21 protein-coding genes and 1 pseudogene are annotated in these 23516 nt (G+C 71.0%); 16 read left to right on the top strand and 6 right to left on the bottom strand.

Translation table 11 applies throughout. The features are described 5' to 3' along the window. Window positions 1-30 precede the first annotated feature (30 nt). A pseudogene (locus tag HCA58_RS02795) lies at window positions 31-826 on the bottom strand (UbiA family prenyltransferase). 46 nt (window positions 827-872) lie between these two features. On the opposite strand from HCA58_RS02795, the gene HCA58_RS02790 reads away from it, so the two are divergent. From HCA58_RS02790 to HCA58_RS02755, 8 genes are all read left to right on the top strand, one after another. After that, on the top strand, window positions 873-1610 hold the full coding sequence (locus HCA58_RS02790) for a methyltransferase domain-containing protein (protein WP_169596112.1): 738 nt from the start codon (window positions 873-875) through the stop codon (window positions 1608-1610). Window positions 1611-1656: 46 nt separating this feature from the next. Then, on the top strand, window positions 1657-2829 hold the full coding sequence (locus HCA58_RS02785) for an acyl-CoA dehydrogenase family protein (RefSeq protein WP_169596111.1): 1173 nt from the start codon (window positions 1657-1659) through the stop codon (window positions 2827-2829). A gap of 76 nt (window positions 2830-2905) precedes the next feature. Then, window positions 2906-3955, top strand: a complete 1050-nt coding sequence (locus tag HCA58_RS02780) for a type III polyketide synthase (RefSeq protein WP_169596110.1) — start codon at window positions 2906-2908, stop codon at window positions 3953-3955. 27 nt (window positions 3956-3982) lie between these two features. Then, a complete protein-coding gene (locus HCA58_RS02775; RefSeq protein ID WP_169596109.1) occupies window positions 3983-4582 on the top strand; it encodes a hypothetical protein in 600 nt (199 codons plus the stop codon). 409 nt (window positions 4583-4991) lie between these two features. Next, complete coding sequence (locus HCA58_RS02770; protein WP_007073334.1) at window positions 4992-5477, top strand: CarD family transcriptional regulator; 486 nt, start codon at window positions 4992-4994, stop codon at window positions 5475-5477. 56 nt (window positions 5478-5533) lie between these two features. Further along, window positions 5534-6229, top strand: a complete 696-nt coding sequence (gene ispD / locus HCA58_RS02765) for a 2-C-methyl-D-erythritol 4-phosphate cytidylyltransferase (protein ID WP_169596108.1) — start codon at window positions 5534-5536, stop codon at window positions 6227-6229. Between the two features lie 16 nt (window positions 6230-6245). Beyond that, a complete protein-coding gene (gene ispF / locus HCA58_RS02760; RefSeq protein WP_169596107.1) occupies window positions 6246-6728 on the top strand; it encodes a 2-C-methyl-D-erythritol 2,4-cyclodiphosphate synthase in 483 nt (160 codons plus the stop codon). Window positions 6729-6738: 10 nt separating this feature from the next. Continuing rightward, window positions 6739-8022: a tetratricopeptide repeat protein gene (locus tag HCA58_RS02755; protein ID WP_169596106.1), complete on the top strand. Its 1284-nt coding sequence runs from the start codon at window positions 6739-6741 to the stop codon at window positions 8020-8022. A 5-nt stretch (window positions 8023-8027) separates the two neighbouring features. Here the strand turns inward: HCA58_RS02755 and HCA58_RS02750 are convergent, their stop codons facing one another. Then, window positions 8028-9194, bottom strand: coding sequence for a cupin domain-containing protein (locus HCA58_RS02750; RefSeq protein WP_169596105.1), 1167 nt, complete (start codon window positions 9192-9194; stop codon window positions 8028-8030). 82 nt (window positions 9195-9276) lie between these two features. Between HCA58_RS02750 and HCA58_RS02745 the strand changes: the two genes are divergently transcribed. The 4 genes from HCA58_RS02745 to HCA58_RS02730 all read left to right on the top strand — a co-directional run bounded on the left by HCA58_RS02745 (window position 9277) and on the right by HCA58_RS02730 (window position 13269). Further along, window positions 9277-10143: a hypothetical protein gene (locus HCA58_RS02745; protein ID WP_169596104.1), complete on the top strand. Its 867-nt coding sequence runs from the start codon at window positions 9277-9279 to the stop codon at window positions 10141-10143. Window positions 10144-10186: 43 nt separating this feature from the next. Further along, a complete protein-coding gene (gene fahA, locus HCA58_RS02740) occupies window positions 10187-11383 on the top strand; it encodes a fumarylacetoacetase (RefSeq protein ID WP_169596103.1) in 1197 nt (398 codons plus the stop codon). A 171-nt stretch (window positions 11384-11554) separates the two neighbouring features. After that, window positions 11555-11764, top strand: a complete 210-nt coding sequence (locus HCA58_RS02735) for a DUF397 domain-containing protein (protein ID WP_169596102.1) — start codon at window positions 11555-11557, stop codon at window positions 11762-11764. 254 nt (window positions 11765-12018) lie between these two features. Next, window positions 12019-13269, top strand: a complete 1251-nt coding sequence (locus HCA58_RS02730) for a PQQ-binding-like beta-propeller repeat protein (RefSeq protein WP_169596101.1) — start codon at window positions 12019-12021, stop codon at window positions 13267-13269. A 127-nt stretch (window positions 13270-13396) separates the two neighbouring features. Here HCA58_RS02730 and hisC read toward each other — a convergent pair whose 3' ends face one another. The 3 genes from hisC to hppD all read right to left on the bottom strand — a co-directional run bounded on the left by hisC (window position 13397) and on the right by hppD (window position 16728). Further along, the gene (hisC, locus tag HCA58_RS02725) at window positions 13397-14500 is read right to left on the bottom strand and encodes a histidinol-phosphate transaminase (RefSeq protein WP_169596100.1); all 1104 of its coding nucleotides are present in this window, start codon (window positions 14498-14500) and stop codon (window positions 13397-13399) included. Beyond that, window positions 14497-15369 carry an RDD family protein gene (locus HCA58_RS02720; RefSeq protein ID WP_169596099.1) on the bottom strand — a complete coding sequence of 291 codons (873 nt, stop codon included), beginning with the start codon at window positions 15367-15369 and terminating at the stop codon, window positions 14497-14499. Before HCA58_RS02720 ends, hisC begins: the two co-directional genes overlap by 4 nt. Window positions 15370-15522: 153 nt before the next feature. After that, a complete protein-coding gene (hppD, locus tag HCA58_RS02715) occupies window positions 15523-16728 on the bottom strand; it encodes a 4-hydroxyphenylpyruvate dioxygenase (RefSeq protein WP_169596098.1) in 1206 nt (401 codons plus the stop codon). A 141-nt stretch (window positions 16729-16869) separates the two neighbouring features. Here hppD and HCA58_RS02710 point away from each other — a divergent pair, with 141 nt between their 5' ends. Then, window positions 16870-17355, top strand: coding sequence for an Lrp/AsnC family transcriptional regulator (locus tag HCA58_RS02710; protein WP_169596097.1), 486 nt, complete (start codon window positions 16870-16872; stop codon window positions 17353-17355). 6 nt (window positions 17356-17361) lie between these two features. Here the strand turns inward: HCA58_RS02710 and HCA58_RS02705 are convergent, their stop codons facing one another. Next, window positions 17362-18348: a winged helix-turn-helix domain-containing protein gene (locus HCA58_RS02705; RefSeq protein WP_169596096.1), complete on the bottom strand. Its 987-nt coding sequence runs from the start codon at window positions 18346-18348 to the stop codon at window positions 17362-17364. An 81-nt stretch (window positions 18349-18429) separates the two neighbouring features. Between HCA58_RS02705 and HCA58_RS02700 the strand changes: the two genes are divergently transcribed. From HCA58_RS02700 to HCA58_RS02690, 3 genes are all read left to right on the top strand, one after another. Continuing rightward, window positions 18430-19719 carry an MFS transporter gene (locus HCA58_RS02700; RefSeq protein ID WP_169596182.1) on the top strand — a complete coding sequence of 430 codons (1290 nt, stop codon included), beginning with the start codon at window positions 18430-18432 and terminating at the stop codon, window positions 19717-19719. 96 nt (window positions 19720-19815) lie between these two features. Next, complete coding sequence (locus HCA58_RS02695; RefSeq protein ID WP_169596095.1) at window positions 19816-21252, top strand: PQQ-binding-like beta-propeller repeat protein; 1437 nt, start codon at window positions 19816-19818, stop codon at window positions 21250-21252. Between the two features lie 135 nt (window positions 21253-21387). Next, window positions 21388-23052: a fumarate hydratase gene (locus tag HCA58_RS02690; protein WP_169596094.1), complete on the top strand. Its 1665-nt coding sequence runs from the start codon at window positions 21388-21390 to the stop codon at window positions 23050-23052. Window positions 23053-23516: the final 464 nt, after the last annotated feature.

The raw sequence follows: 23516 nt of genomic DNA, 5'->3' as shown, positions 1-23516 counted from the left end.
CCCGGTGCAGCCACCCACCAGGGGTGAGGCTCAGACCAGCCGACCACTCGTGATCAGCAGGACGACGTCGATCAGAGCGACCAGCAGCACCGCCCGGAAGGCGGCCACCGGCCGGGCTCCGGCCTGCTCACCGGACCTGCCCGCGTACCAGGCCACGATGAAGATCACGACTGCGGTGCCGACCGCCGCGAGACCCGCGCCCGTCGGCGGTCCGGGCGGCCCGAGTACGAGCGTGACGGTCGCCGCTATCAGTAGTCCGACGGCGCAAGCCCGGCTGCCCGTCGGACCGAGCAGGTGGGGCAGCCCACGGATCCCGGTCCGGGCGTCGTCGGCGAAGTCGGGCAGCACATTCGCGAAGTGGGCGCCCGCGCCGAGCAGGGCCGCCGCGACGACCAGCCAGACCGGGGGCGGCGGGCCGTCGGGCAATGCGAGGACCACGAAGGTCGGCAGCGCACCGAAGGAGACCGCATAGGGCAGTACCGAGATCGGGGTCGACTTCAACGGCCAGTCGTAGAGCAACGCCGAGACCAGGGCGACGGTCGCGCACAGCGCCGCCGTCGGGTTCGTGGTCAGGGCCAGCGCCACGGTCGAGCGCGCCGGAGGCCAACGGCTTGTCGGTACGGCCGACCGTGGTGTCCCGGTCCACGTCGACCAGGTCGTTCGTCCACCCGACGGCGAACTGGCTGGCGGCCACGGTGAGCACCACCGCGACGACGCCGCCCGGTGGGTGTCCGACACCGACCGCGAGCAGACCAGCCACTGTGGTGACCGCCGCGGTCGGCTCCGGATGGCTCGCTCTGACCAGCCCTAACACCGTCGACGACATAACGGAAGTCTGGTCGTTACCGGGGAGTCGTGCCACGCTCGTTTCCATGCGTGACGCTGGTCTCGTGCTGCCCCGCAACGACCCCCGCCAGTACGACGACCTGGCGGGCGAGTGGTGGCGGCCGGATGGCGTGTTCGCCATGCTGCACTGGCTGGCCCGGGCGCGTGCCGCGCTGGTACCCCCGACGACCCGACCCGGTGCGCTCCTGGTCGACCTGGGCTGTGGGGCCGGGCTGCTCGCTGCACACCTGGCTGGTAAGGGGTACCGACACGTGGGGGTGGACCTCACCCGCTCGGCCCTGACGCAGGCGGCGGAGCACGGCGTGACGGTGGTCAACGGCGATGTCACGGCGGTGCCGCTGGTGGACGGGTGCGCCGACGTGGTTGCCGCTGGTGAGCTGCTGGAGCATGTTCCGGACTGGCGTGCGGCGGTGGCCGAGGCGTGTCGCCTGCTGCGACCCGGCGGCCTACTGGTCCTCGACACCCTGAACGACACCGTGGCGGCACGGCTGATCGCGGTCACCATCGCGGAGCGGCTGCCGACCGTGCCGCGCGGCATCCACGACCCCCGGTGGTTCGTCAACGATCGTGAGCTGGTGACCGAGTGCGCCCGTCACGGCGTCGACCTGCGTGTCCGCGGCGTCCGGCCGGGCATACCGGGGCTGCTGCGGTGGATGCTCCGGCAGGTGACCGGGACGGCGACACCGCCCGGTCAGGCACCACGCATCGTGCCGACCAGGTCGAGGGCGGTGCTCTACCAGGGGCACGGGGTACGCGACGGATAGCTGACCCAGGTGAGGGTATGGCAATGGTCGAAGAGGGGGTCCATCCATGACCGAGCGCAGTGGAGCGCCGGCGGCGGCCCGGCGGTTGGCGCCCCGGCTGGCCGCGCGCGCAGCGGCACATGACCGGGACGGCTCGTTCCCCGTCGACGACTTCGCCGACCTGCGGCGGGCGGGGCTGTTCGGGCTGATGGTGCCCACCGCGCTGGGGGGCGCCGGTGCCACCTTCGCGACGTATGCGGCCGTCGCCACCGAACTGGCCCGGGGCAACGGTGCCACCGCGCTGGTGTTCAACATGCACGCCTCGGTCACCGGGGCGCTCGGCGCGGTCACCGAGGAACTGGCCGAGGCGTTGGGTGTGCCGGCGGAGGCGCTGGCCGCCCGCGATCGGCTGTTGCGGGCGGCAGCCGACGGCTCATGGTACGCGGTCGCGATGAGCGAGCGGGGTGCCGGTGCCCGGCTGTCCCAGCTCGCCACGGTCTACGAACCTGTCGACGGTGGCTGGCGGATCAAGGGCGGCAAGACCTTCTGCTCCGGTGCCGGCCACGCCGACGGCTACCTGGTGGCTGCCCGGAGTGCTGCCGATCCTTCAGTGGTATCGCAGTTCCTGGTCCCGGCCGGCGAAGGGCTCACCGTCGAGCCGACCTGGGACGCCCTCGGCATGCGTGCCACTGCCTCGCACGACCTGCACCTGGACGTGACCGTCGAGGCCGACCGGCTGCTCGGTGGGGTGGAGGGGCTGGCCCTGGTGGTGGCCCAGCTCATGCCGCACTGGCTGGTGGCCAGCTACGCAGCCGTCTACGTGGGGGTTGCGCGGGCGGCGATCGACGCGGCTGCAGAGAGCCTGAACGCCCGCAACCTCGCCGGGCTGCCTGCGGTACGCGCCCGCGTGGGCCGTGCCGACGCCGCAGTGGCTGCGGCGGAGCTGGCGGTCGCCGAGGCGGCCAGACGGGTGGACGAGGCGCCGGGCGACGAGGAGACAAACCGGTGGGTGTGGCGGGCCAAGCTGCTGGCCGGCACCACCGCTGCTGACGTAGCCGCGTCCATGCTGGAGGCGGCCGGCACCTCAGCCACCCGACGTGGACATCCGTTGGAACGGCTGTACCGCGACGCCCGGTGCGGATCGCTGCACCCGGCGACCTCCGACGTCTGTGCCGACTGGCTCGGTGTAGCCACACTCGGCGGTGACCCGGACCGTGACGGATCGAGTCCTCGTTGGTGAGCGTGAGGGATCGGTCCCGGCGCGGATCCGACCGGAGGGGGCATGACGGGTGAGCTTTCGAGAGGAAGGTGGGACCGTGTCCGTACCGGTGATCGCGGGGCTGGGCACGGCCCATCCGCCTTCGGCCAACCAGCAGGAGCTGTGGGACAGGTTCTTCTCCCGGCACTTCTCCGGTTCCACCCGGGCGTTGGCTGAGCGGATCTTCGCGCACTCCGGGGTCACGCGGCGGCAGGCGGCGGTCAACCCGTTGCTGGAGGACGTCTCCGAGTGGCCGACCGAGCGACGGATGCTTCGCTACCAGGTGGAGGCGTTGCCGCTGGGCAAGGAGGCGGTCGGTCGGGCGTTGACCGCCGCTGGTCTGGACGCCGGTGACGTCGGTCTCTTCGCCGTCTGTTCGTGCACCGGGTACGCCACCCCGGGGCTGGACATCCTGCTCGCCCGGGATCTTGGCATGGCCGCCACGACCCAGCGGATGTTCGTCGGTCACATGGGCTGCTATGCGGCTCTACCGGGGCTGGGTGCGGTCGGTGACTTCGTCACCGCACGGGGACGTCCCGCGTTGCTGCTCTGCGCCGAGCTGACCAGCCTGCACCTGCAGCCCTCCTCGGCTCGGATGGACACCCAGCAGATCGTCTCCCACGCGCTCTTCTCCGATGCTGCGGTCGCCGCGGTGGTCGTTCCGGGCGGCCGTGGGTACGCCGTCCGTGAGGTCGTCTCCGTGACCGACACCTCCACCGCAGACCACATGACCTGGGAGGTGACCGACACAGGGTTCCGGATGGGACTGTCGCCGAAGGTGCCGCAGGTGCTGTCGGCGCACGTCCAGGGGCTCGTCGACGAGGTGCTGACCCGGCACGGCACCTGCCGGTCGGAGGTGGACGGCTGGGCGGTGCACCCGGGCGGCCCGCGAATTCTCAACGTGGTCGAGCGTGAGCTGGGGCTGACGCCGGCGGAGATGGCGGCGTCCCGGGAGACGCTCAGCGAGCATGGAAACTGCTCTTCGCCGACGGTGCTGTTGATTCTCGACCGGCTGTTCCGGTCGGCACCGGCACCGCGCCGGGTGATGATGTTGGCCTTCGGCCCTGGCCTGACGCTTTACGCCGCTCTGCTGGAACGCCATGACTGACGTGCCGGGCGAAGCTACCCTCCAGGTATGGACATCTATGCCACCTATCGGCTGCGTGGGGCGCTGCTGACCGCTGTCGCGGTGGCGGCGCTCACCCTCGGCGGCTGGTGGTGGCAGCAGCAGGCGCCGGAGGCGTCGACCGGTGCGGGGGCTGTGCCGGGTGGGCACCCCGCCGACTCGTACCAGTGGCTGGATCCGGTCACCGGTGGCGTGGCGTCCGGGCTTTCCGGTGCCGCCTCCGCCGTCCTGGTCGACCCGCGTACCGGCGCGGTGTTCGACGAGGACGAGCCTCCCGCCACGGGTTCCGCCGCCCCGGACCGGTGGTGGTTGGGCGGGACCGAGCCGGTCTGGACGGAGTCGGCGAGGCTCAGCCCCGGCGGTGCGGTTGCCCGGCAAACCCGGATGGGGCGGGGCGAGCGGCACCTGTTGAGCCTGCGCTGTACCGGCCCGGGCGAGCTGTTGGTGGCGGTGAGTGGTGCCCGGTCAGCAGCGCCGATGACAGTCAACTGTGACGGTGGGCAGGTGATGATGGAGCTTGTCGGCACCGGTGCCGGTGCCCGGTTGTCGTTCTCACCAGCCGGGTCGGAGCCGGTCCAGATCGAGGCCCGGCTGGCGGCTTCGGGCTGAGCTGTTCTGCCGGGGCGTTCAGTCGGCCAGTCGGGTCAGGTCGGCGTGGCGATCGTGTCGACCTCGGGTACGACACCTCTCCAGCGTCGCGCACCGAGCTGGGTAGCGCTACCGCTGCCCGCGTGGGGCTGTGGCGGGATACCATGGAGCGGGTGCGTAGCCCTTGATCTCCAGCGGTGTGTTGGGAAGCCTCGGTGTTTGTTCTCCCGGGATCTGCCCGTCGACGACGGCGGTGTCCGAGGGGTCATCCCAAGGTTACTCAACGTGTCGAAACCATCGTCTGGATGGTCTGTCAAGCCGAAGAAATACCTCTCACAGGGCCTCTGAGCTGCGCCAACGGTCAGGACGGCGATGAGACATCGGTGCCTGAGCGTGTTACCCTAGACACAGCGAAAGGGGTTTCGAACCTATGGTTTTCAGTGTCGGCGAGACCGTTGTTTACCCCCACCACGGGGCCGCACTCATCGAGGCAATCGAGACTCGGGTCATCAAGGGCGAGCCTAAGCAGTACCTCGTCCTGAGGGTCGCGCAGGGTGACCTGACGGTCCGGGTGCCGGCCGAGAACGCCGAGATCGTGGGTGTGCGTGAGGTGGTCGGCGAAGAGGGCCTCGGAAAGGTCTTCGACGTTCTCCGGGCTCCGCACACCGAGGAGCCGACCAACTGGTCGCGGCGTTACAAAGCAAATCTGGAGAAGCTGGCCTCCGGTAATCCGCTGAAGGTGGCCGAGGTCGTCCGTGACCTGTGGCGTCGCGAGCGGGAGCGGGGGCTGTCCGCGGGTGAGAAGCGCATGCTCGCCAAGGCCCGCGACATTCTGGTCGGCGAGGTCGCCCTGGCCGAGAAGAGCACCAAGGACGAGGCGGAGACGTTGCTCGACAAAGTGCTGACGGAGGCCTAGTCCGCACTGCATCGTCGTACCCGATTCGTAGCGAACAAACCGTCGAGGACCGCGACGTGACCGCGCAGCTCAATCCGTGCGGTGACGTCGCGGTCCTGGTGCCTGCGGCTGGTGCCGGCGTACGTCTCGGGCCCGGTCGGCCCAAGGCGCTCCGGTTGCTGGCCGGTGAACCCCTGCTGCTGCACGCGGTGCGTCGGCTGACGGGAGCTCCCTCGGTGCACACCATCGTGGTTGCCGCACCGGCGGTGGAGGTCGCGGCCGTGCGTGAGTTGCTCGCCCCCGTCGCCCCGGTGACCGTGGTGCCCGGAGGAGCGGATCGTCAGGCCTCGGTGGCCGCCGCACTCGCCGCCGTACCCGTCGGCCCCGGGATCATCCTCGTGCACGATGCGGCCCGCGCGCTTACCCCGCCCGCGTTGGTCGAATCGGTGGCCGCAGCGGTGCGCGCCGGGCACGACGCGGTGATCCCGGTGCTGCCGGTCGTCGACACGATCAAGGAGGTCGACGCGGACGAGATGGTGCTCGGCACCGTCGACCGGGCGTCGTTGCGCGCCGTGCAGACTCCACAGGGATTCCGCCGCGCGGTGCTCACCGCCGCCCATGCCGCCGGCGGCGACGCTCTCACTGACGACGCTGGGCTCGTGGAGAAGCAGGGCGTGACGGTGCACTGCGTACCCGGTTCGGAGCTCGCGCTGAAGATCACCCGACCGTTCGACCTGACGCTGGCCGAGCACCTGCTGGCGACCGGGCGCTAACGCGTACCCTCGTTTCATGATCGTTCCTCGGGTGGCCATCGGGACGGACGTGCACGCCTTCGAGACCGGTCGGCCCTGCTGGGTGGCTGGCCTGCACTGGCCGGGGCAGGACGGCCTGGCCGGGCATTCGGACGCCGACGTAGCCGCCCACGCCGCCTGCAACGCGCTGCTGTCCGCCGCAGGCCTGGGCGATCTCGGCGCCAACTTCGGGGTGGGGCAGCCCGAGTGGTCCGGAGCCAGCGGGGTGGCCCTGCTCACCGAGGCAGCCCGCCGGGTCCGCACCGCCGGATTCGTCATCGGCAACGTGTCCGTGCAGGTCGTGGGGAACCGGCCGAAGATCGGCCCGCGTCGGGACGAAGCCGAGCGGGTGCTCTCGGCGGCCGTCGGAGCGCCGGTCACCGTCTCCGCCGCCACCACCGACGGCTTGGGCTTCACCGGGCGAGGTGAGGGGCTCGCCGGAATCGCGGTCGCCCTGGTGTACGAGCAGCCGAACGCCTAGGCTCGCCGCGATGTCCGCCGATGCCCCCACCGACCCGCCCGCCGCCGAGGGCTACCTCGAACGCGCCACCCTTCTCGCCGAGTTGGGCCGGTACGACGAGGCCGTGGCCGAACTCGGCTACGCGCTGGCCCTCGATCCGGCCGCCGCCGCGGTGTCGACACTGCTGGCCCGGGTGCACCTGGCCGCCGGCAGACCGGACGAGGCACTCACCGCCGCCGAGGCCGCGGTGGCCGCCGCGGCGGGGCAGGTGCCCCCACTCGTGGTCCGTGGGCTGGCGCTGAGCGACCTTGAGCGGTACGCCGAGGCTGCCCGTACCGCCGACGAGATCCTGGCTCTGGGGCCGGAGGACGCCTACGCCCAGCGTAGTGCGGCGGCGATCCTGGCCGGTTCCCGCAACGGCCAGCCGGCGTTGAACGCGGCCTGGCACGCGGTGGAGCTGGCCCCCGAGGAACCGCAGGGCCATCTGGTGCTGGGTCTGGTGGCGGCCAACATGCGGATGTACGACCTGGCGGAGCGGGCCTACCGGGAGGCGCTCCGGCTGGATCCACGCCTGACGGAGATTGACGACGTCGGGGTCCTGCGGTTGGAGCAGCGTCGGTGGAGTTCCGCGCTGGAGCGCCTGGCCGAAGCGGCGGTGGCGAACCTGCCACCTACCGACCCGCGTCGCGCCGACGAGATGCCTGACGAGACGACTCGGCCGGACGGTGCCGGCGACGATCGGGATCGGCCGGGTGCGGCCCCTGACGGGTCCGGTCGGTCGACTGCGGGTCACCTCGACGAGGGCGGTTCCGCCGACGGGCAGGAGGAACACCCGGGCTGGCCGGCGCAGCGCGCAGACGCACCGGTAGGTGCCGGAGACCCGGGGCTGGCCGGGCGTGGTGACGGCTCGCCGGGACAGTCAGATGTCGGGCCGGTCGCAGCCCGTCAGCCGGTGCCGGTGGCACTGCGACAGCTCGTGCTCTGGGGGGCCGGCTGGTCGTTGGTGGCGGCGGTCGTGGTCGCCTGTTCGACCGCGACCGGTACCGGGTTCTCCCGGCTGCTCGCGGTGGTGGCGGCGGCCGGTGGCGGCGTAGTGTTCTGGCAGCACGCGTCCCGGCTGCCCGGCCTGACCCGGACCGTGCTGCCGGTGCTGCGGCGTACCGACCGTCCGCTCGCCCTGGCCGTGTACGCCGCCGCGGCCGCACCTGTGCTGATCCTGCTCTACGCCCTGTTCGGCACCGCGTGGCCGCTGGTTCTGGCCATCGCGGTCGCCACCGCCGCCCGGCTGGCGATCGTCGGCAGGCCGGTGGCCTGACCTGCCTAGGGCCGGCGGGCCCACGTCCAGGCGTAGGCGTCGTCCTCACATTCGGCAGCCGCACCGCAGAGGTCGAGTGGCCGGAACGTGTCGACCATGACCGCCAGCTCGTCGAAGAAGTCCACCCCGATGGCGCGTTCCGCCGCGCCTGGCTGCGGTCCGTGCGTGAAGCCGGACGGGTGCAACGAGATGGAGCCCTGCTCGATGCCGGAGCCGCGCCGCGCTTCGTAGTTGCCGCCGGTGTAGAAGAGCATCTCGTCGGAGTCGACGTTGTGGTGGTGGTACGGCACTGGGATGGCCTCCGGGTGGTAGTCGACCTTCCGAGGCACGAACGAGCAGATCACGAAGTTGGGACCGGCGAAGGTCTGGTGCACGGGCGGCGGTTGGTGGATCCGGCCGGTGATCGGCTCGAAGTCGTGGATGGAGAAGGCCCACGGGTAGAGGTGACCGTCCCATCCGACCACGTCGAACGGGTGGTTGGCGTAGACGTGCCGGGTCCAGCCGCGCCGGTGGCGGACCAGCACCTCGACGTCGGTGCCGTCGACGAGCAACGGGGTGTCCGGTCCCCGGACGTCACGCTCGCAGTACGGTGAGTGTTCCAGGAACTGACCGCGTACGGAGAGGTAGCGCTTGGGCGGGCCGATGTGCCCGGACGCCTCGACGGCGAGCAACCGGGTGGGTGTGTCACCGGTGGGCACCAGGCGGTGCACCGTGGAGGTGGGGACGATCACGTAGTCGCCGGGGGCCGCGTCGAGCACGCCGAACGTCGATTCGACCCGCAGGTTGCCCGCCTCGACGTAGAGGCAGTGGTCGCCGGTGGCGTCGCGGAACAGTGGAGAGGGGCGGTCGGCCAGCACGTAGGCGATCCGAACGTCGTCGTTGGCGAGCAGGTACCGCCGGCCGAGGATCGGGTCGGCGCCGGTCCCGTCGAGCTTGTGGGTGCGCAGGTGTCGTGGTTTGAGCGGCAGGTTGGGCAGTCGGGTGACAACCGGCGGGGTGAACTCCGTCGCGGCGACGATCGCGGTCGGCGCGTACCGGTGGTAGAGCAGGGACGAGTCGGAGGAGAAGCCTTCCTGCCCCATCAGCTCCTCGGTGTAGAGGTTGCCGTCCGGCTGTCGGAACTGGGTGTGGCGCTTGCGTGGCACTTCACCGATGCTGCGGTAGTACGGCATCTCGCCCTCCCGGTCCGCGATGAGCGTCCGATAATCGGACGCTGTTGTCCGCTTCGTGCAGCGTCCCGTACATTCTTGTCTCGTGTCAACGCAGCTGCCCACACTCGTCGCCGGCCTGGTCGACGACGCCGCAGTCTTTCCGCCGGGCAATGCGCCGCTGCCCGACGCGATCGGCGCGCACCGGCGGCACCGCGCCGCCTGGTACGCCGACCTGGTCGGCCCGCTGCTGCTGCCCGCCTCGACGATCACGGCGGGTGAGCTGAGTGGTCTGGTCGACCCCGAGGAGAGCCTCGCGATCGGGCTGATCGGTGACACCGGCCTCGACCGGCTGCCCTTCGCACTGTCGTTCCTACCTCCGCTCGGGGTGACCGTACGGCAGATCGAAGCGCCGGTCGCCCGTCGGGGCGAGGACCCCCGACCTGGCGTAGCCGAGCTGGTGAAGCTGGCCGAGCGGCGTGACGGCGTTCCCGTGTACGCGGAGATCCCACTGACCTTCGGGCTGATGGGCGCGCTCGACGCCCTCGCCGACGCCCGCGCTGACGGTGTGCCGATCGCTGCCAAGTTCCGTACCGGTGGACTGGCCGCCGAGCTGTTTCCGACCCCGGCCGAACTGGCTGCGGTGATCTGCGCGTGCCGGGAGCGGGACCTGCCGTTCAAGCTGACCGCCGGGCTGCACCACTCGGTGCGGCACGTCGACCCGGAGACCGGCTTCACCCACCATGGGTTCGGTAACGTGCTCGCCGCGACCCTGACGGCCGCGGCCGGCGCAGCCGTCGGTGCCGTCGCCGAGTTACTCACCGTGCGCGACGAGCGGCCACTGGTACAGGCGATCGACGGCCGACACGACACCGAGCGCCCGCTCTGGGTGGGATTCGGATCGTGCAGCATCGGGGAACCACTCACCGATCTGATCCGGCTCGGGCTGGTGAACGGAGGCTTCGAGGCATGAGCGAGTGTCAGCGTGGCGGCGTGGAGCGAAACGGAGGGCGGGCATGAGCTGGGTCCCGGGTGCGGCCGGTTCCGGGTACGGGGTGCACCACCTGCCCTACGGGGTGTTCCGGGTGGGTGACCGCGAGCCACGCATCGGCGTACGCATCGGAGATGTCGTGCTGGACCTGGCCGGTGCTGAGGCTGCCGATCTGGTGCTGGCCGGCGGAGCGTTGTGCCGGCCGACACTCAATGCCTTCCTGGCCCTGGGGCGTCCGCAGTGGACCGGGGTGCGGGACCGGATCGTCGAGCTGCTCACCGACCCGAAGCACCGGACGGTGGTGGAGCCGCTGCTGGTGCCGGTGCACGAGGTACGGATGGAGCTGCCCTTCGAGGTGGCCGACTACGTGGACTTCTACTCCTCGGAGAACCACGCTTCGAACGTCGGCCTGATCTTCCGCCCCGGCCAACCTCCACTGCTGCCGAACTGGAAACACCTGCCGATCGGTTACCACGGACGGTCCGGCACGGTGGTGGTCTCCGGCACCCCGGTGGTGCGACCCCAGGGCCAGCGACCCAGCGCCGACGGGCCGACGTTCGGCCCGTCCACCCGTTTGGACATCGAAGCTGAGGTCGGTTTCGTGGTCGGCGTGCCGAGCCCGATCGGCCGTCGGGTGGCCGCCGCCGACTTCGCCGATCACGTTTTCGGCGTGGTGCTGGTCAACGACTGGTCGGCGCGGGACATCCAGGCCTGGGAGTATCAGCCGCTCGGGCCGTTCCTGGGTAAGTCGTTCGCCACCTCGGTGGCGGCCTGGGTCACTCCGCTTGACGCGCTACGGGAGGCGTTCGTCGCCGGCCCGGCGCAGGATCCGCCGGTGGCCGACTACCTGCGCGACGAGCCACACCTGGGGCTGGATCTGCGGCTTGAGATCGTCTGGAACGGGGAGACGGTCAGCGAGCCGCCCTTCGCCGACATGTACTGGACGCCGGCCCAGCAGCTGGCGCATCTCACCGTCAACGGTGCCTCGCTTCGTACGGGTGACCTCTACGCCTCAGGCACCGTCTCCGGCCCTCGGCGGGACCAGGTCGGTTCGTTCCTGGAACTCAGTTGGGGCGGCACCGAGCCGATCACCGTGGGCGGGACCGAACGCACCTTCCTCGCTGACGGTGACACGGTGACGATCACTGCCACCGCACCCGGCCCGGACGGGGCCACCCTCACCCTGGGCGAGGTCGCCGGTACCGTCTTGCCGTCGAACTGACCTCAAGCCGACAGCGGTACCTGATCGCACAGCGGGTGCGATCAGGTACCGTCACCGCCCTCGTTGATCGCCTCGGAATTCCGTCGCCACGCCGCATGACGGGCCGGCCGATGCTCCTGCCCGGCCGGCCCGGCCCGGCTGGCGGGACGCCGAACACTGAGGGAGATGACGATGCGCGAACTCGTGGACGCGGTCTGGCGCACCAGCAGCCGCTCCAACGACCAGGGTCTCTGCGTGGAGGTGGCCGGCAATCTGGCCGCCGTCCACGGTGTGGTGGGCATTCGCGATTCGAAGGACCAGGCCGGACCGGCGCTCGTGGTGAGTTCGCCGGGTTGGACCGCTTTCGTCGACGCGATCAGGGACGGCAGGTTCGTCGGCTGACACCCGCAGGGGTCTCCGGTGGGATTACCGCTCGGGGACCCCGCGCCGCGCTCACGGCGTCTACCGTCGGTGCCACGGGAGGTGGCACGTCGACCGCGGTGGTCGACAGGTTGGTCGCGGTGCCGCACGAGTCGCAGTTCGGGTTGGCGTCACGGCCACCCGGAGGACGCCGCGTACGGCACGACGTGCCGGCCGGTGACGGCCCGGCGGGTCGGGGCCGGGGCGCTGGGTAGGGTGCCGTGCGGAGGTGCGGCATGAGGTGGGCGGTGGGTCGGCGGCGGGTAATGGCGGCCGTGGCGGCGGTGGGTGTCGCTGCGACAGCAGGGGTCATCGCGTACCGGGTCCTGGCGCCGGCAGAGGTCAGCACCCCCGCCCGGGACGACTATCCGGCCCGGAGTGCACCGGCCGCCGGGGTGATCGGCCGCCTGCCGGCTGCTCCGCTGATCGTCGACGGTCGGCTGCGGGTCTACGCCGCTGTTCGACAGGTCTACGCCGACCAGCCGGTCGACAGCCGTAGCCGACGTACCCCGTACTGGTCGTTCCGGCGCTGGCCAGCGAGCCTGGACGCGGTGGTGGTGAGCGGGGCGACCGTGGTGACTCGGTGGTCGGACGGGCAGCTGGTGGCGCTCGACGTGCGTACCGGTCGGGTGGCGTGGCGGGCGGACGGGCCCGAGCCGGCATCGACGCGGGTGGTGCGCCGCACCGGCACCGCCGTCGTCTGGCAGCCGAGTGGACTCGTGGTGAGCCGTGCCGCCGACGGTCGCCTCGTGGTCGTCAGCTCCGGCGATGGTGAGATCCGGGCCGTCGACCTGGCTGACGGGGACCAGCTGTGGCAGTCAGCGGTGGGCGCCGGCTGCCGCGAGCCGGTGGGTGCCGGCTCCGGTGGGCGGCTGCTGACCGTGGACGACTGCGACGGGCCGACGGTGGTCGAGTTCCGGGACACCGCGACCGGCGCGGTGACGACCAGGTGGAGACCGCCGGACGCCGGTGAGGAGTTGACGGCCACGTTGCTCGGCTGCCGGCCGGAGGGTGTCGGTTGTGCCGCACTACGGACCGCTGGTCACGGTGACGCGCCTGCCCGTGGCTGGTTGCTCGGCCCGGAAGGTCCGGTCCGGGTGTCGGTCCTGGATCGTGCGGGGACCGAGGTGGTCGACGAGATGGCGGTGGGCGTTGCCGACGGGGTGCTCGTCGGCCGGAGTGTCCCCGACGGTGAGGAACGTTGGCGCTCCGAGACCGGACCGGGCCGGGTGATCGCCGTCCAGCCCGGTCGGGTGCACGTGCTCACCGAGGTGAACGAGCTTGTCACCCTTGATCCGAAGACCGGTGCTCGACTGTCCGGTTTCGTGCTCGACATCGGTTCCGACGGTACCGGCTGGGCGCCGGGCGACGCGTACGCGGCTGACGGCTACGTGGTGGTGGAGCGGCTGCGTCAGCCGGTCGATCCCGACGGTGACGACAGACGGTACTACCTGACCGCCGAAGCGTTGATCATTGCCGCGACCTGATCCGCCAGCAAATGCGGAGAAAATGCGCCGAAGCGGACAAATGGCACGTATCGTTCAGTGAGGAGATCGGCGGGTCGGTCCGCTGGGGGATGGCGGACCGACCCGCCGAGGCTGCAAGCAGCCTTGGTCAGCCCAGAGCGGCCTCGGCCGCCGCCAGGAAGGCATCGTTCTCGACCGGCGTGCCGACGGTGACCCGTACCCCGTCGCCGGGGAACGGTCGCACGATCACGCCCCGCGACTCGCACGCCCTGCCGAACTCGACCGCCCGGTCACCGAGCGGTAGCCAGACGAAGTTCGCCTGGCTGGCCGGGACGCCGGGGACGAGTTTGGTCAACGCCTCGCCGACCCGCTCGCGTTCGGCCACCACCAACGCGCACCGCCGACGTACCTCGTCGGCCTGGGACAGCGCCGCCAAGGCGCCCGCCTGCGCGGCCATGCTCGTGGAGAACGGCGTGACGACCTTCCGGACCGCCGCCGCCACCTGCGGCTGCGCGACCAGGAACCCGATCCGCAAGCCGGCCAGGCCCCACGCCTTCGACAGGGTGCGCAGCACCGCCACATTGGGCCGGTCGGCGTAACTCAGCCCGTCCGGCACCTCCGGGTCGGTGACGAACTCCCGGTACGCCTCGTCTATCACCACAAGCACGTCGTCCGGTACGGCGTCGAGGAAGCGATCCAACTCGGCTTGGCGTACCGCGGTTCCGGTCGGGTTGTTGGGGTTGCAGACCAGGATCATCCGGGTGCGGTCGGTCACCGCCGCAGCCATCGCCGCCAGGTCGTGCCCGTGCCCGGCATCGTTCGACACCTTAACGCTTGTCGCCCCGCTCGTCGCAGCGATGATCGGGTACGCCTCGAACGAGCGCCACGAATAGACGAGTTCGTCGCCGGGCAGGCAGGTGGCGCGGACCAGGTGCTCGGCCAGCGCCACCGAACCGCAGCCGGTCGCCACCCGGTCGGTGTCCACCCCGTACCGGTCGGCGAGCGCCTGGCGGAGCGCGACGACACCCATGTCCGGGTAGCGGTGCACCCCGGCGACCGCCTCGGCCACCGCATCCACCACACCTGGTAGCGGCCCGTACGGCACCTCGTTGCTCGCCAGTTTGATGGCCTCGGGCAGACCCAGCTCACGAGCCAGGTCGGCCGGGCTGCGTCCCGGCACGTAGTTGGGCAGCGCGTCCAGGTCGACGCGGGTCAGCCGCACCGCCGCCTGGTGTCGTCCGTCGTCGGTCATGAGGTCTCTCCCGGGGGGTCGGTGCGGTCGTCAGGGGTACGCGGAAGCCGGACCACCACGGTCTGCGCCCGCTTGTCGTGCAGCGCCTGACGTAACGGGTGGTCGAAGAGCGGTGAGAGTGCGTCGATCAACTGAAGCAGTAGGCCGAGACCACAGCAGTACCAGAGCAGCGTGGGCAGGCCGAGGGTGTTCCAGCGACGCAACGCCCGGCCGAAGCCCAGGGGCGCGTCCATCTCGACCGGCACCGCCCTGACCCGAAGCAGCCGCTTGCCGAAGGTCTGCCCGCTGGCCGCCATCGACGGCACCTCGTACGCCAGCCAGAGCGACGTGGCGATGAGCAGGATCGTCACCACCAGCGCGCCGGCCTGGTCGCCGGCTGCGGGCAGCGGATCGGTGGTGCGGTCCTGAGCCTGCACACGGCGCCAGAACTCGTCGAGAGGCGCCGATAGTTCCTGGACGTAGCGCCAGACGAACCAGCCGTTCACGAGCGCGTTGAGCAGCAGGACGACGCCGAAGTCGATCAGCCGGGCAGCCAGCCGGGCGCCGAACGAGGCCAGCGGTACCCCGTGTGGCCGGGGTGCTGGCGGACGTCCGGGCCAGGTCGGGTACGGCCAGTCAGGTGACGGTCCCTGCACCGGGCCGCCGGTCGGCGACGGCCTCGTTGGCTCCTGACCGCCGGAGGGCAGGTCGGCTGCGGAGGGGGTCGGAGCGGCTGCCGGCTCCGGTGCCGGCTCGGGCTCGGGCTCGGGCGGGCCCTCGGGTGGTGTGACGTCGACCGGGATGGGTGATCCGATCCAGCCCTCACCATCCCAGTACCTTCGGGTTTCCGGGTCGGCGGGGTCGACGTACCATCCGGGTGCCACGCTCACGACGCGGCCTCGCTGCGCTCACTCACCTCGACACCTTAACGACGACGGTCTCGGCGAACGTGTCGTGGAGGCACTGCTGCCCATCCGGCTCCGGCTCCGGTGGTGGCGGCCCGGCAGCCGACCGGCCTGGCAGCCAGCCCGCCCGGCGATCAGCTACAGGTTGCCCCGCTTCTCCTGCTCCCGCTCGATGGCCTCGAAGAGCGCCTTGAAGTTGCCCTTGCCGAAGCCGAGCGAGCCGTGCCGCTCGATCAGCTCGAAGAAGACGGTCGGCCGGTCCTGCACCGGCTTGGTGAAGATCTGCAGAAGGTAGCCGTCCTCGTCCCGGTCGACCAGGATCTTGCGGGACTTGAGCTCCTCGATCGGTACGCGTACCTCACCGATGCGGGCGCGCAGTTGCGGGTCGTCGTAGTACGAGTCGGGAGTTTCGAGGAAGTCGACACCGGCCGCCCGCATCGCGTCCACGCTGGCCAGGATGTCGTTGGTGGCCACAGCGATGTGCTGGGCGCCGGGGCCCTGGTAGAACTCCAGGTACTCGTCGATCTGCGACCTCTTCTTGGCGACGGCCGGCTCGTTGAGCGGGAACTTCACCTTGCGGGTGCCGTTCGCGACGACCTTGCTCATCAGCGCCGAGTAGTCGGTGGCGATGTCGTCCCCGACGAACTCGGCCATGTTGGTGAAGCCCATGACGCGGCGGTAGAACTCGACCCACTCGTCCATCCGGCCCAGCTCGACGTTGCCGACCACGTGGTCGACCGCCTGGAAGAAGCGCTTCGGCTGGATCCCGGCGTCGATCATCGGCTGCCGGTCGACGATGGGACCCCGCGCGGCGAAGCCGGGCAGGAACGGACCCTGGTAGCGAGACCGGTCCACGAGAGTGTGCCGGGTGTCGCCGTAGGTGGCGATGGCGGCCAGGCGTACGGTGCCGTGCTCGTCGGTCAGGTCGTGTGGCTCGACCAGGCCGGTCGCGCCCTGCGCGGTGGCGTGTGCGTACGCGGCGTCGACGTCGGGCACCTCCAGTGCGATGTCGCTGACGCCGTCGCTGTGCCGGGCGACGTGCCCGGCACCCGCAGCGTCCGGGCGTACCGCGCCGGTGAGCACGAATCGCGCCGAACCGCTGGTCAGCACGTACTCGGCGTGGTCACGGTGGCCCTGCTCCGGCCCCCGGTACGCCACGCAGGTCATGCCGAACGCCGTGGAGTAGTAGTGCGCTGCCTGCTTGGCGTTGCCCACCAGGAAACGCACGTGGTCGAGACCCTTGACCGGGAACGGGTCCTTGCTGGTGTCGTGGTCGACGGCGCCGACGAGAGCGTCGACGTCCACCTCGTCGGTCGGCTGGGGTCGGTCGATCGCCTGGGTCATGGTGGCCTCCCTCGCGTACCGCCCGGCCTGGTGGGCCGACGGGATCGTGTGCTGTGTGCCGAGCATCGCGGGGACGGGCCGCGCTGGGCAACCCTCGCGGCGTACGTTGGTCAGGTTGCACAAACGGTATGGTGCTCAGGCGTGAACGCTGGTCAGATTGCTCAGCTCGACGAGCTGGATGTGCGCCTCATCGAACTACTCGCCGAGGAACCCCGGATCGGCGTGCTGGAGTGCTCGCGCCGGCTCCGGGTAGCCCGGGGGACCGTCCAGGCGCGGCTCGACAAACTGGTCGGGCGGGGCGTCATCGCCGGCTTCGGGCCGGATCTCGGCCCGGCCGCGCTCGGCTTCACGGTGACCAGCTTCGTCACCCTGGAGATCAGCCAGCGGCACGGGCACGACCCGGTCACCCGGCACCTGGCGGCGATCCCCGAGGTGCTGGAGGCGCACACCATCACCGGCTCGGGCGACCTGCTCTGCCGGATCGTGGCCCGCTCGAACACCGACCTGCAGCGGGTGATCGACCAGATCGTGGCGTACGAGGGAATCACCCGCGCATCCACGATCATCGCGCTCGCCGAGCAGATCCCCTACCGGGTCCTTCCGCTGCTGCGCTCGGCGGTGCGATGAGTCCGGTCAGTTCTCCGCAAGCGTGTCGCCCAGCGGGGTGCGGCGGTAGCGGACGGATCGGCCGGAGCGGACCCGGGTGATCAGGCCCGCGTCGCGCAGCACCGACAGGTGGTCGCCGACGCCGCCCAGGCTCATCCCGAGTTGCACGACGAGCTGGCTGGTCGTGGCAGGCAGAGCGAGGGCCCGCAGCACCGCCGCGCGGGACCGCCCGACCAACCGATCCAGAGCGTCTTCGGGACGGCCCGGGTCGGGCGGTCCGAGCAGCTCGGCGACCCCGGAGGCCCGGTAGACGATCGCGAACGGCCACGGCGGCTCGACGTAGTTGATCATTGTGCCGAAAACGGTGGGGATGAAGAGCAGACCCCGGCCACCCAACGAGTAGCTGCGGGGGTCACGGTCGGCCACCTCGATCGCGCCGAGGCCGCCGCCGGAGACCCAGCGCAGTCTCGGGTCCAGGTCCGCCACGGCGGCCCCCCAGCCGTACGCGAGCAGGCGGCCCGCGCGATGAACCAGGTCCCGTTCCAGCACTGCCCGCAGTCGCGGCCAGTCCGGCTGGACCAGGACCGTCCAGGAGGCCTCGATCGCGTCGGCCAGCCGGTCCACGACGTCCGGCGCCTCGTAGATGCGGCGAGCGTACGCCGGTGGGGTGCGCAGTCCGACGAGGTTGCGGGAAAGCTCGTCACGGGCCTGCCCGAGCGGCGTGGCCCGGACCGCGGCCAGCTCGTCGGCGAAGGTGCGGCCGATGCCGTCGGGCGGCGGCTGGATGAAGTCGGCGTTGTAGCCGCCCCGGCGCAGTAGCGCCATCAGTGCGACCACCGCCGGGCAGTCCCGACGCAACCGCTCGAAGTCCGATCGGGTGCGGGTCACCCACGGGGCCAGCCCCGGCACGGTGTGCTGGCCGGTGTGTACGCGCAGCGCCCAGACCGCCTCGCCCAGCGGGGAGATGGCATACCGACTGGCCGCCACGTCTGCCGGAGTGACCTCGATCCGCACCCCTCGACCTTTCGTTCTCCAGCGAAAGGATAGAGCAGTCCGGTGTGCGCCAGCAGGCTGATCGGCGTGGACGACACCAGCATGAACGCGCCGAAGGTGGCCGACCGGCAGGCCACCTTCCGGGACGTCTTCGCCGTCGCCGAGTTCCGGGTGATCTTCGCGAGCTATGGGATCTTCATGATCGGCGAGACGGTGAAGATGCTCGCCCTCTCCGTGCTCGTCTACGCGCGCACCGGTTCCGGCCTGCTGGCCGCACTCGCGTACGTCACCGGATTCCTGCCGCACGCGCTGGGTGGGCTGTTCCTGCTGGCCCTGGCCGACCGGTGGCCGGCCCGCGCCCTGATCGTCGGCTACGACCTGGTGCGGCTGGCCATGGTCGCGGTGCTCGCCACGGGTCTGCTCTCACCGGCAACGATGCTCGGCCTGGTCGCTGTCGTGGCCCTCTTCGGCCCGGTGAGCAGTGCGTCGCGTACCGCGCTGCTGCCCGAGCTGCTGCACGGTGACCGGTACGTGCTGGGTCGTTCGCTGCTCACCGTTGCCGCCGGGGGTACGCAGGTGGCTGGGTTCGCCGTCGGTGGTCTGCTGCTGGGGCTGGTCGGCCCGTACGGCGCGCTCTGGCTGACGGCGGCGACCTGTGCCCTCTCCGCACTGCTGGTGCGGTTCGGGCTGGCCTCTCGTCCCGCCCGCGCCGGCCGGGCGGTTGCCGGCCCCGGCGCCGGCGCGTTCCGGGAAACCCTGCGGGTGAACCGGCAGCTGCTGGCCGACCGGCGGATCCGTGGCCTGCTGCTCGCCCAGTGGCTGCCGGGGTCACTGCTGGTCGGTGCCGAGGGGGTGGCGGTGCCGTACGCGGCTGGGCTCGGGCCGGGTGCCAGCGCCGGCATCCTGCTGATGGCGGGGGCGGGCGGCATGCTGGTCGGCGACCTGCTGGTGGGGCGGTTCGTAGCGCCTGCCCGGCGGGAACGCTGGACGCCGTGGCTGGCCCTGCTGCTGGGCGTACCCATGCTGGCGTTCCTGGCCCGACCGGTGCTGCTGCCCGCGGCGGCCCTGTTCGCGGTGGCGACCGCGGGCTTCGCCTACCAGCTCGGACTGGCCCGACGCTTCCTCGACGCCGTCCCCGAGGTACGCCGGGGGCAGGCCTTCGGCCTGGTCAGTACCGGCATGATGGCGGCGCAGGGCTTGGCCGCCGCCGGGGCCGGCGCATTGAGTGAGGTGCTGGCGCCGGGGGTGGTGATGGCCGGCGCCGGGGCCGCTTCGATCATCGCGTCGCTGCTTCTCTGGCCGGTCCTCGCCCCTGATGGCCGACGCCCACCTGCGCTTGCGGCGGAGCCCACGGCGACCACGCCGGCTCCGGCGGTGTCCGCTGACCGCTGAGTCACACCGTGCTCGCGGTGCTGCCGACGCGATCTTTCCGGCGCGACACGCGGGGTGGTGCGGGCGGTGGCGAGCACGGATGGCTACCGTGTCCCGGTGGCGAAGGGGAGCGGCCTCGGCGTACGTAGTTGGCTGCTGCTCGGCCTGATCACGGTGGTGGTGCTCGCCGCCACCGGAGTCTGGAACCCGTTTCCTACCATGTGGGACTGGGCGAATCGCCCCCAGCCGATCTCCCAGCCGGACGTGGTCTGGCAGCAACGTATCGGTGGCACCCCGCGCAGCGTCACCATCGCCGGCGAGAGCGTCGTGATCGAGCAGCGCACCCGGGTGGAGGCCCGCAGCCTCGCCGCCGGCACACAGCTCTGGGAACGCAAGGCCGACTGGAGCGCGGTCACCGGAGCCGGACGTCAAGCCGTCGTCGTCGTAGGCAAGCTGCTGGTCAACGGGTACGAGGTGCTCGACCCGATGACCGGGGTGACCCGCCGCCGCGACGGTGACGCGGTGGCGGTCTGGACGTATCGCAACCTGCTGCTGGACGCCCGATGCGTGGAGGCCACCGACTGCACGTTGAGCGCCTGGGACCCGCACGGCACCGTTCCGCTGTGGACCGCCTTCCTGCCCGGGGTCAGCACCGGCCTACTCGCGGACAACCCGAATCTGCTCGACAGCCGGCAGCTCACCAGCAACCGGATCGATGGCGAGGTGGCTGGCCCGGAGGCGGTACCGCCGCTGCTCGGCTTCCCGGTCGACGGTCGGGTGCACGTGGTGGACACCGCCACCGGCCGGGTGTTGCAGAACGTCGAACCCGGCCGGGAGGAACGGCTCGCCGTGATCGGTGGACGCCTGTTGCGCATCACCGCCCGCTCTCAGGACGGCGGCTGCTACTACGCCATCTCCGGTCGGGACTCGGCCACCGGGCAGGAGGCGTGGCAGCAGTCAGGGCTCAACCTCCGCACCGCCGACAGCGCCGGTTGCGCGCAGCGGGAGGACCCGTATGGTGCCCGTAACGTGGTGCTCGGCGTTTCGCCGGACGGCCGGGAAGCGGTCCTCGACGGGTACGACGGGCGGCTGTTGCTGGCCACCGCCGACGCCGAACGGGTGCTCGCCGTCGACGACCGGTACGCGTTGGTGCGTGCCGCCGACGGCAGCGCCGTCTCCGCCCGCGAACTCGGTGCCGGACGGACCCGGTGGAACCGGCCGGCGGGAAAGAAGGCGGGTGCGGCTCTCACCCCGTACGCGGCGATCGTCGCCGACGAGAAACCCAACCGACTGGTCGCACTGGATCCGCGGACCGGGCGGGAACTGGCCGTGCTACGTACCTCGGCGAACGCCCTCGCCGTGGGGCCCGCCGGCATGGTGATCGGGGAGGGCCGGGAAATCGGGTACGTCCGGTTCGGCGCAGCGGCCGGTGGCACGCCGGGCGAGGCCGACGAGGCGGACCCCGGCCCCGCCGGCAGCGGCGCGGTGCCGCAGCCCCAGGACAGTTGTGGTCCGAAGAACGAGCTGTGCGCCGCCCCGGACCCCGGTAAATGACCGCGCCCCCCGTCGGGTGGGACGGACCCGACCTTCTGCCCTAGGCTTTGCCGTCATGGGCGAGCGGCAGCGAGCGAATCATCGGTGTGGTGCGGTGGTGCCTCACGGCGGCGCGGAGCGAAGTGGAGTGCCGTCGTGAGTGGCGCCGACTTCGCGTACGCCCCGCTGCTGCCGACCGGTCCCGACCAGACGGACTACCGTCTGGTCACCGACGAGGGCGTCGACGTGGTCAACGGCCCCGGTGGTCGCCGGTTCCTGACTGTCGAACCGGCCGCCCTGACCGCGTTGACCGCCGAGGCGATGCACGACATCGCGCATTTCCTGCGCCCCGCGCACCTCGCCCAGCTGCGGTCGATCATCGATGACCCGGCGGCCTCCCCGAACGACCGGTTCGTCGCACTCGACCTGCTGCGCAACGCCAACATCGCCGCCGGCGGGGTGCTGCCGATGTGCCAGGACACCGGCACCGCCATCGTGATGGGCAAGCGCGGCCGGCACGTGCTCACCGACGGGACGGACGCCGAGGCGATCTCGCGGGGCGTGTGGCAGGCGTACACCCGGTTGAATTTGCGCTACTCCCAGCTTGCTCCACTGACCATGTGGGAGGAACGCAACACCGGCAGCAACCTGCCCGCGCAGGTCGAGTTGTACGCCGAGGATCCGGACGGTCACCCGGACGCGTACAAGTTCCTCTTCATGGCCAAGGGGGGCGGGTCGGCCAACAAGTCGTACCTGTACCAGGAGACGAAGGCGCTGCTGAATCCGACGCGGATGATGCAGTTCCTGGAGGAGAAGCTGCGGCTGATCGGCACTTCCGCCTGCCCGCCGTACCACCTTGCGGTGGTGATCGGTGGCACCAGCGCCGAGTACGCACTCAAGACCGCCAAGTACGCCTCGGCGAAGTACCTCGACGCCCTGCCCACCTCCGGCTCCATGACCGCGCACGGCTTCCGGGACCTGGAACTGGAGGCCGAAGTGCTGGAGTTGACCCGCAACTTCGGCATCGGCGCGCAGTTCGGCGGGCGCTACTTCTGCCACGACGTCCGGGTGGTGCGGCTGCCCCGGCACGGCGCGTCCTGTCCGGTGGCGATCGCCGTGTCCTGCTCGGCGGACCGGCAGGCGGTAGCGAAGATCACCCCGTCGGGCGTGTGGTTGGAGCGACTCGAAACCGACCCGGCCCGTTTCCTTCCCGACGTCACCGAGGCACATCTCGACGCCACCGAGGTGGTCCGCGTCGACCTCAACCGGCCGATGGACGAGATCCGTGCCGAGTTGTCCAAATACCCGGTGAAGACCCGGTTGTCGCTGAGCGGCCCACTCGTGGTGGCCCGGGACATCGCCCATGCCAAGATCGCCGAACGGCTGGACGCGGGCGAGCAGATGCCGCAGTACCTACGTGATCACGCCGTCTACTACGCCGGACCGGCGAAGACCCCGGAGGGCTACGCCTCCGGCTCGTTCGGCCCGACCACAGCCGGCCGGATGGACGCGTACGTGGCGAAGTTCCAGGCCGCCGGCGGGTCGATGGTCATGCTCGCCAAGGGCAACCGGTCGGCGCAGGTCACCCGCTCCTGCGAGCAGCACGGCGGCTTCTACCTCGGCTCGATCGGTGGCCCCGCCGCTCGCCTCGCCCAGGACTGCATCAAGCACGTCGAGGTGCTGGAGTACGCCGAGCTGGGCATGGAAGCGGTCTGGAAGATCGAGGTGGAGGACTTCCCCGCCTTCATCGTCGTCGACGACAAGGGCAACGACTTCTTCGCCGAGGTCACCAAGCCGGTCCTCACCATCGGTAGCCGCTGACCACATCGACACGACGAGGGGCGCCGCGCTTCCGCCCGGCGCCCCTCGTCGTTAGGGACGTCAGCCCGGGTAGTTGACGTAGAAGTAGTAGTAGTCCTCGCCGGACGTGATGCCCGACGAGGTCCTGCTCGACACGTACAGGTAATGGCTTCCGACCGGACGGGTAGTCGGTGGAGGTCACCGTCGGGGCCGGCGGGCGCACCGTGTCGATGGTGAACCGGCACTCCGGTGACCAGTCGGAACTGGCGTGCTGGTCGGCGGCGCGCACCGAGAAGGCGTACGTCCCGCCGTTGACCATCCCACCTTCGGCACGGTATGGGTGAAGCGGGTCGGTGCGCAGTAGGGGTAGGACGTCCACTCGGTCCGCTCAGTGAGCCGATCGGCAGGCCACCAGGCGAAGGTCGCAGTCACCTGATCGCCGGCAAAACCGTCGACCTTGTCCGGGTCGGTGATCTCGGCGCCGA

The organism is Micromonospora sp. HNM0581, from assembly GCF_012726175.1.
In the GTDB taxonomy this organism is placed as follows: domain Bacteria; phylum Actinomycetota; class Actinomycetes; order Mycobacteriales; family Micromonosporaceae; genus Micromonospora.
The sequence above is the reverse complement of the archived record's forward strand: the minus strand, read 5'-3'. Positions and strand labels throughout refer to the sequence as shown.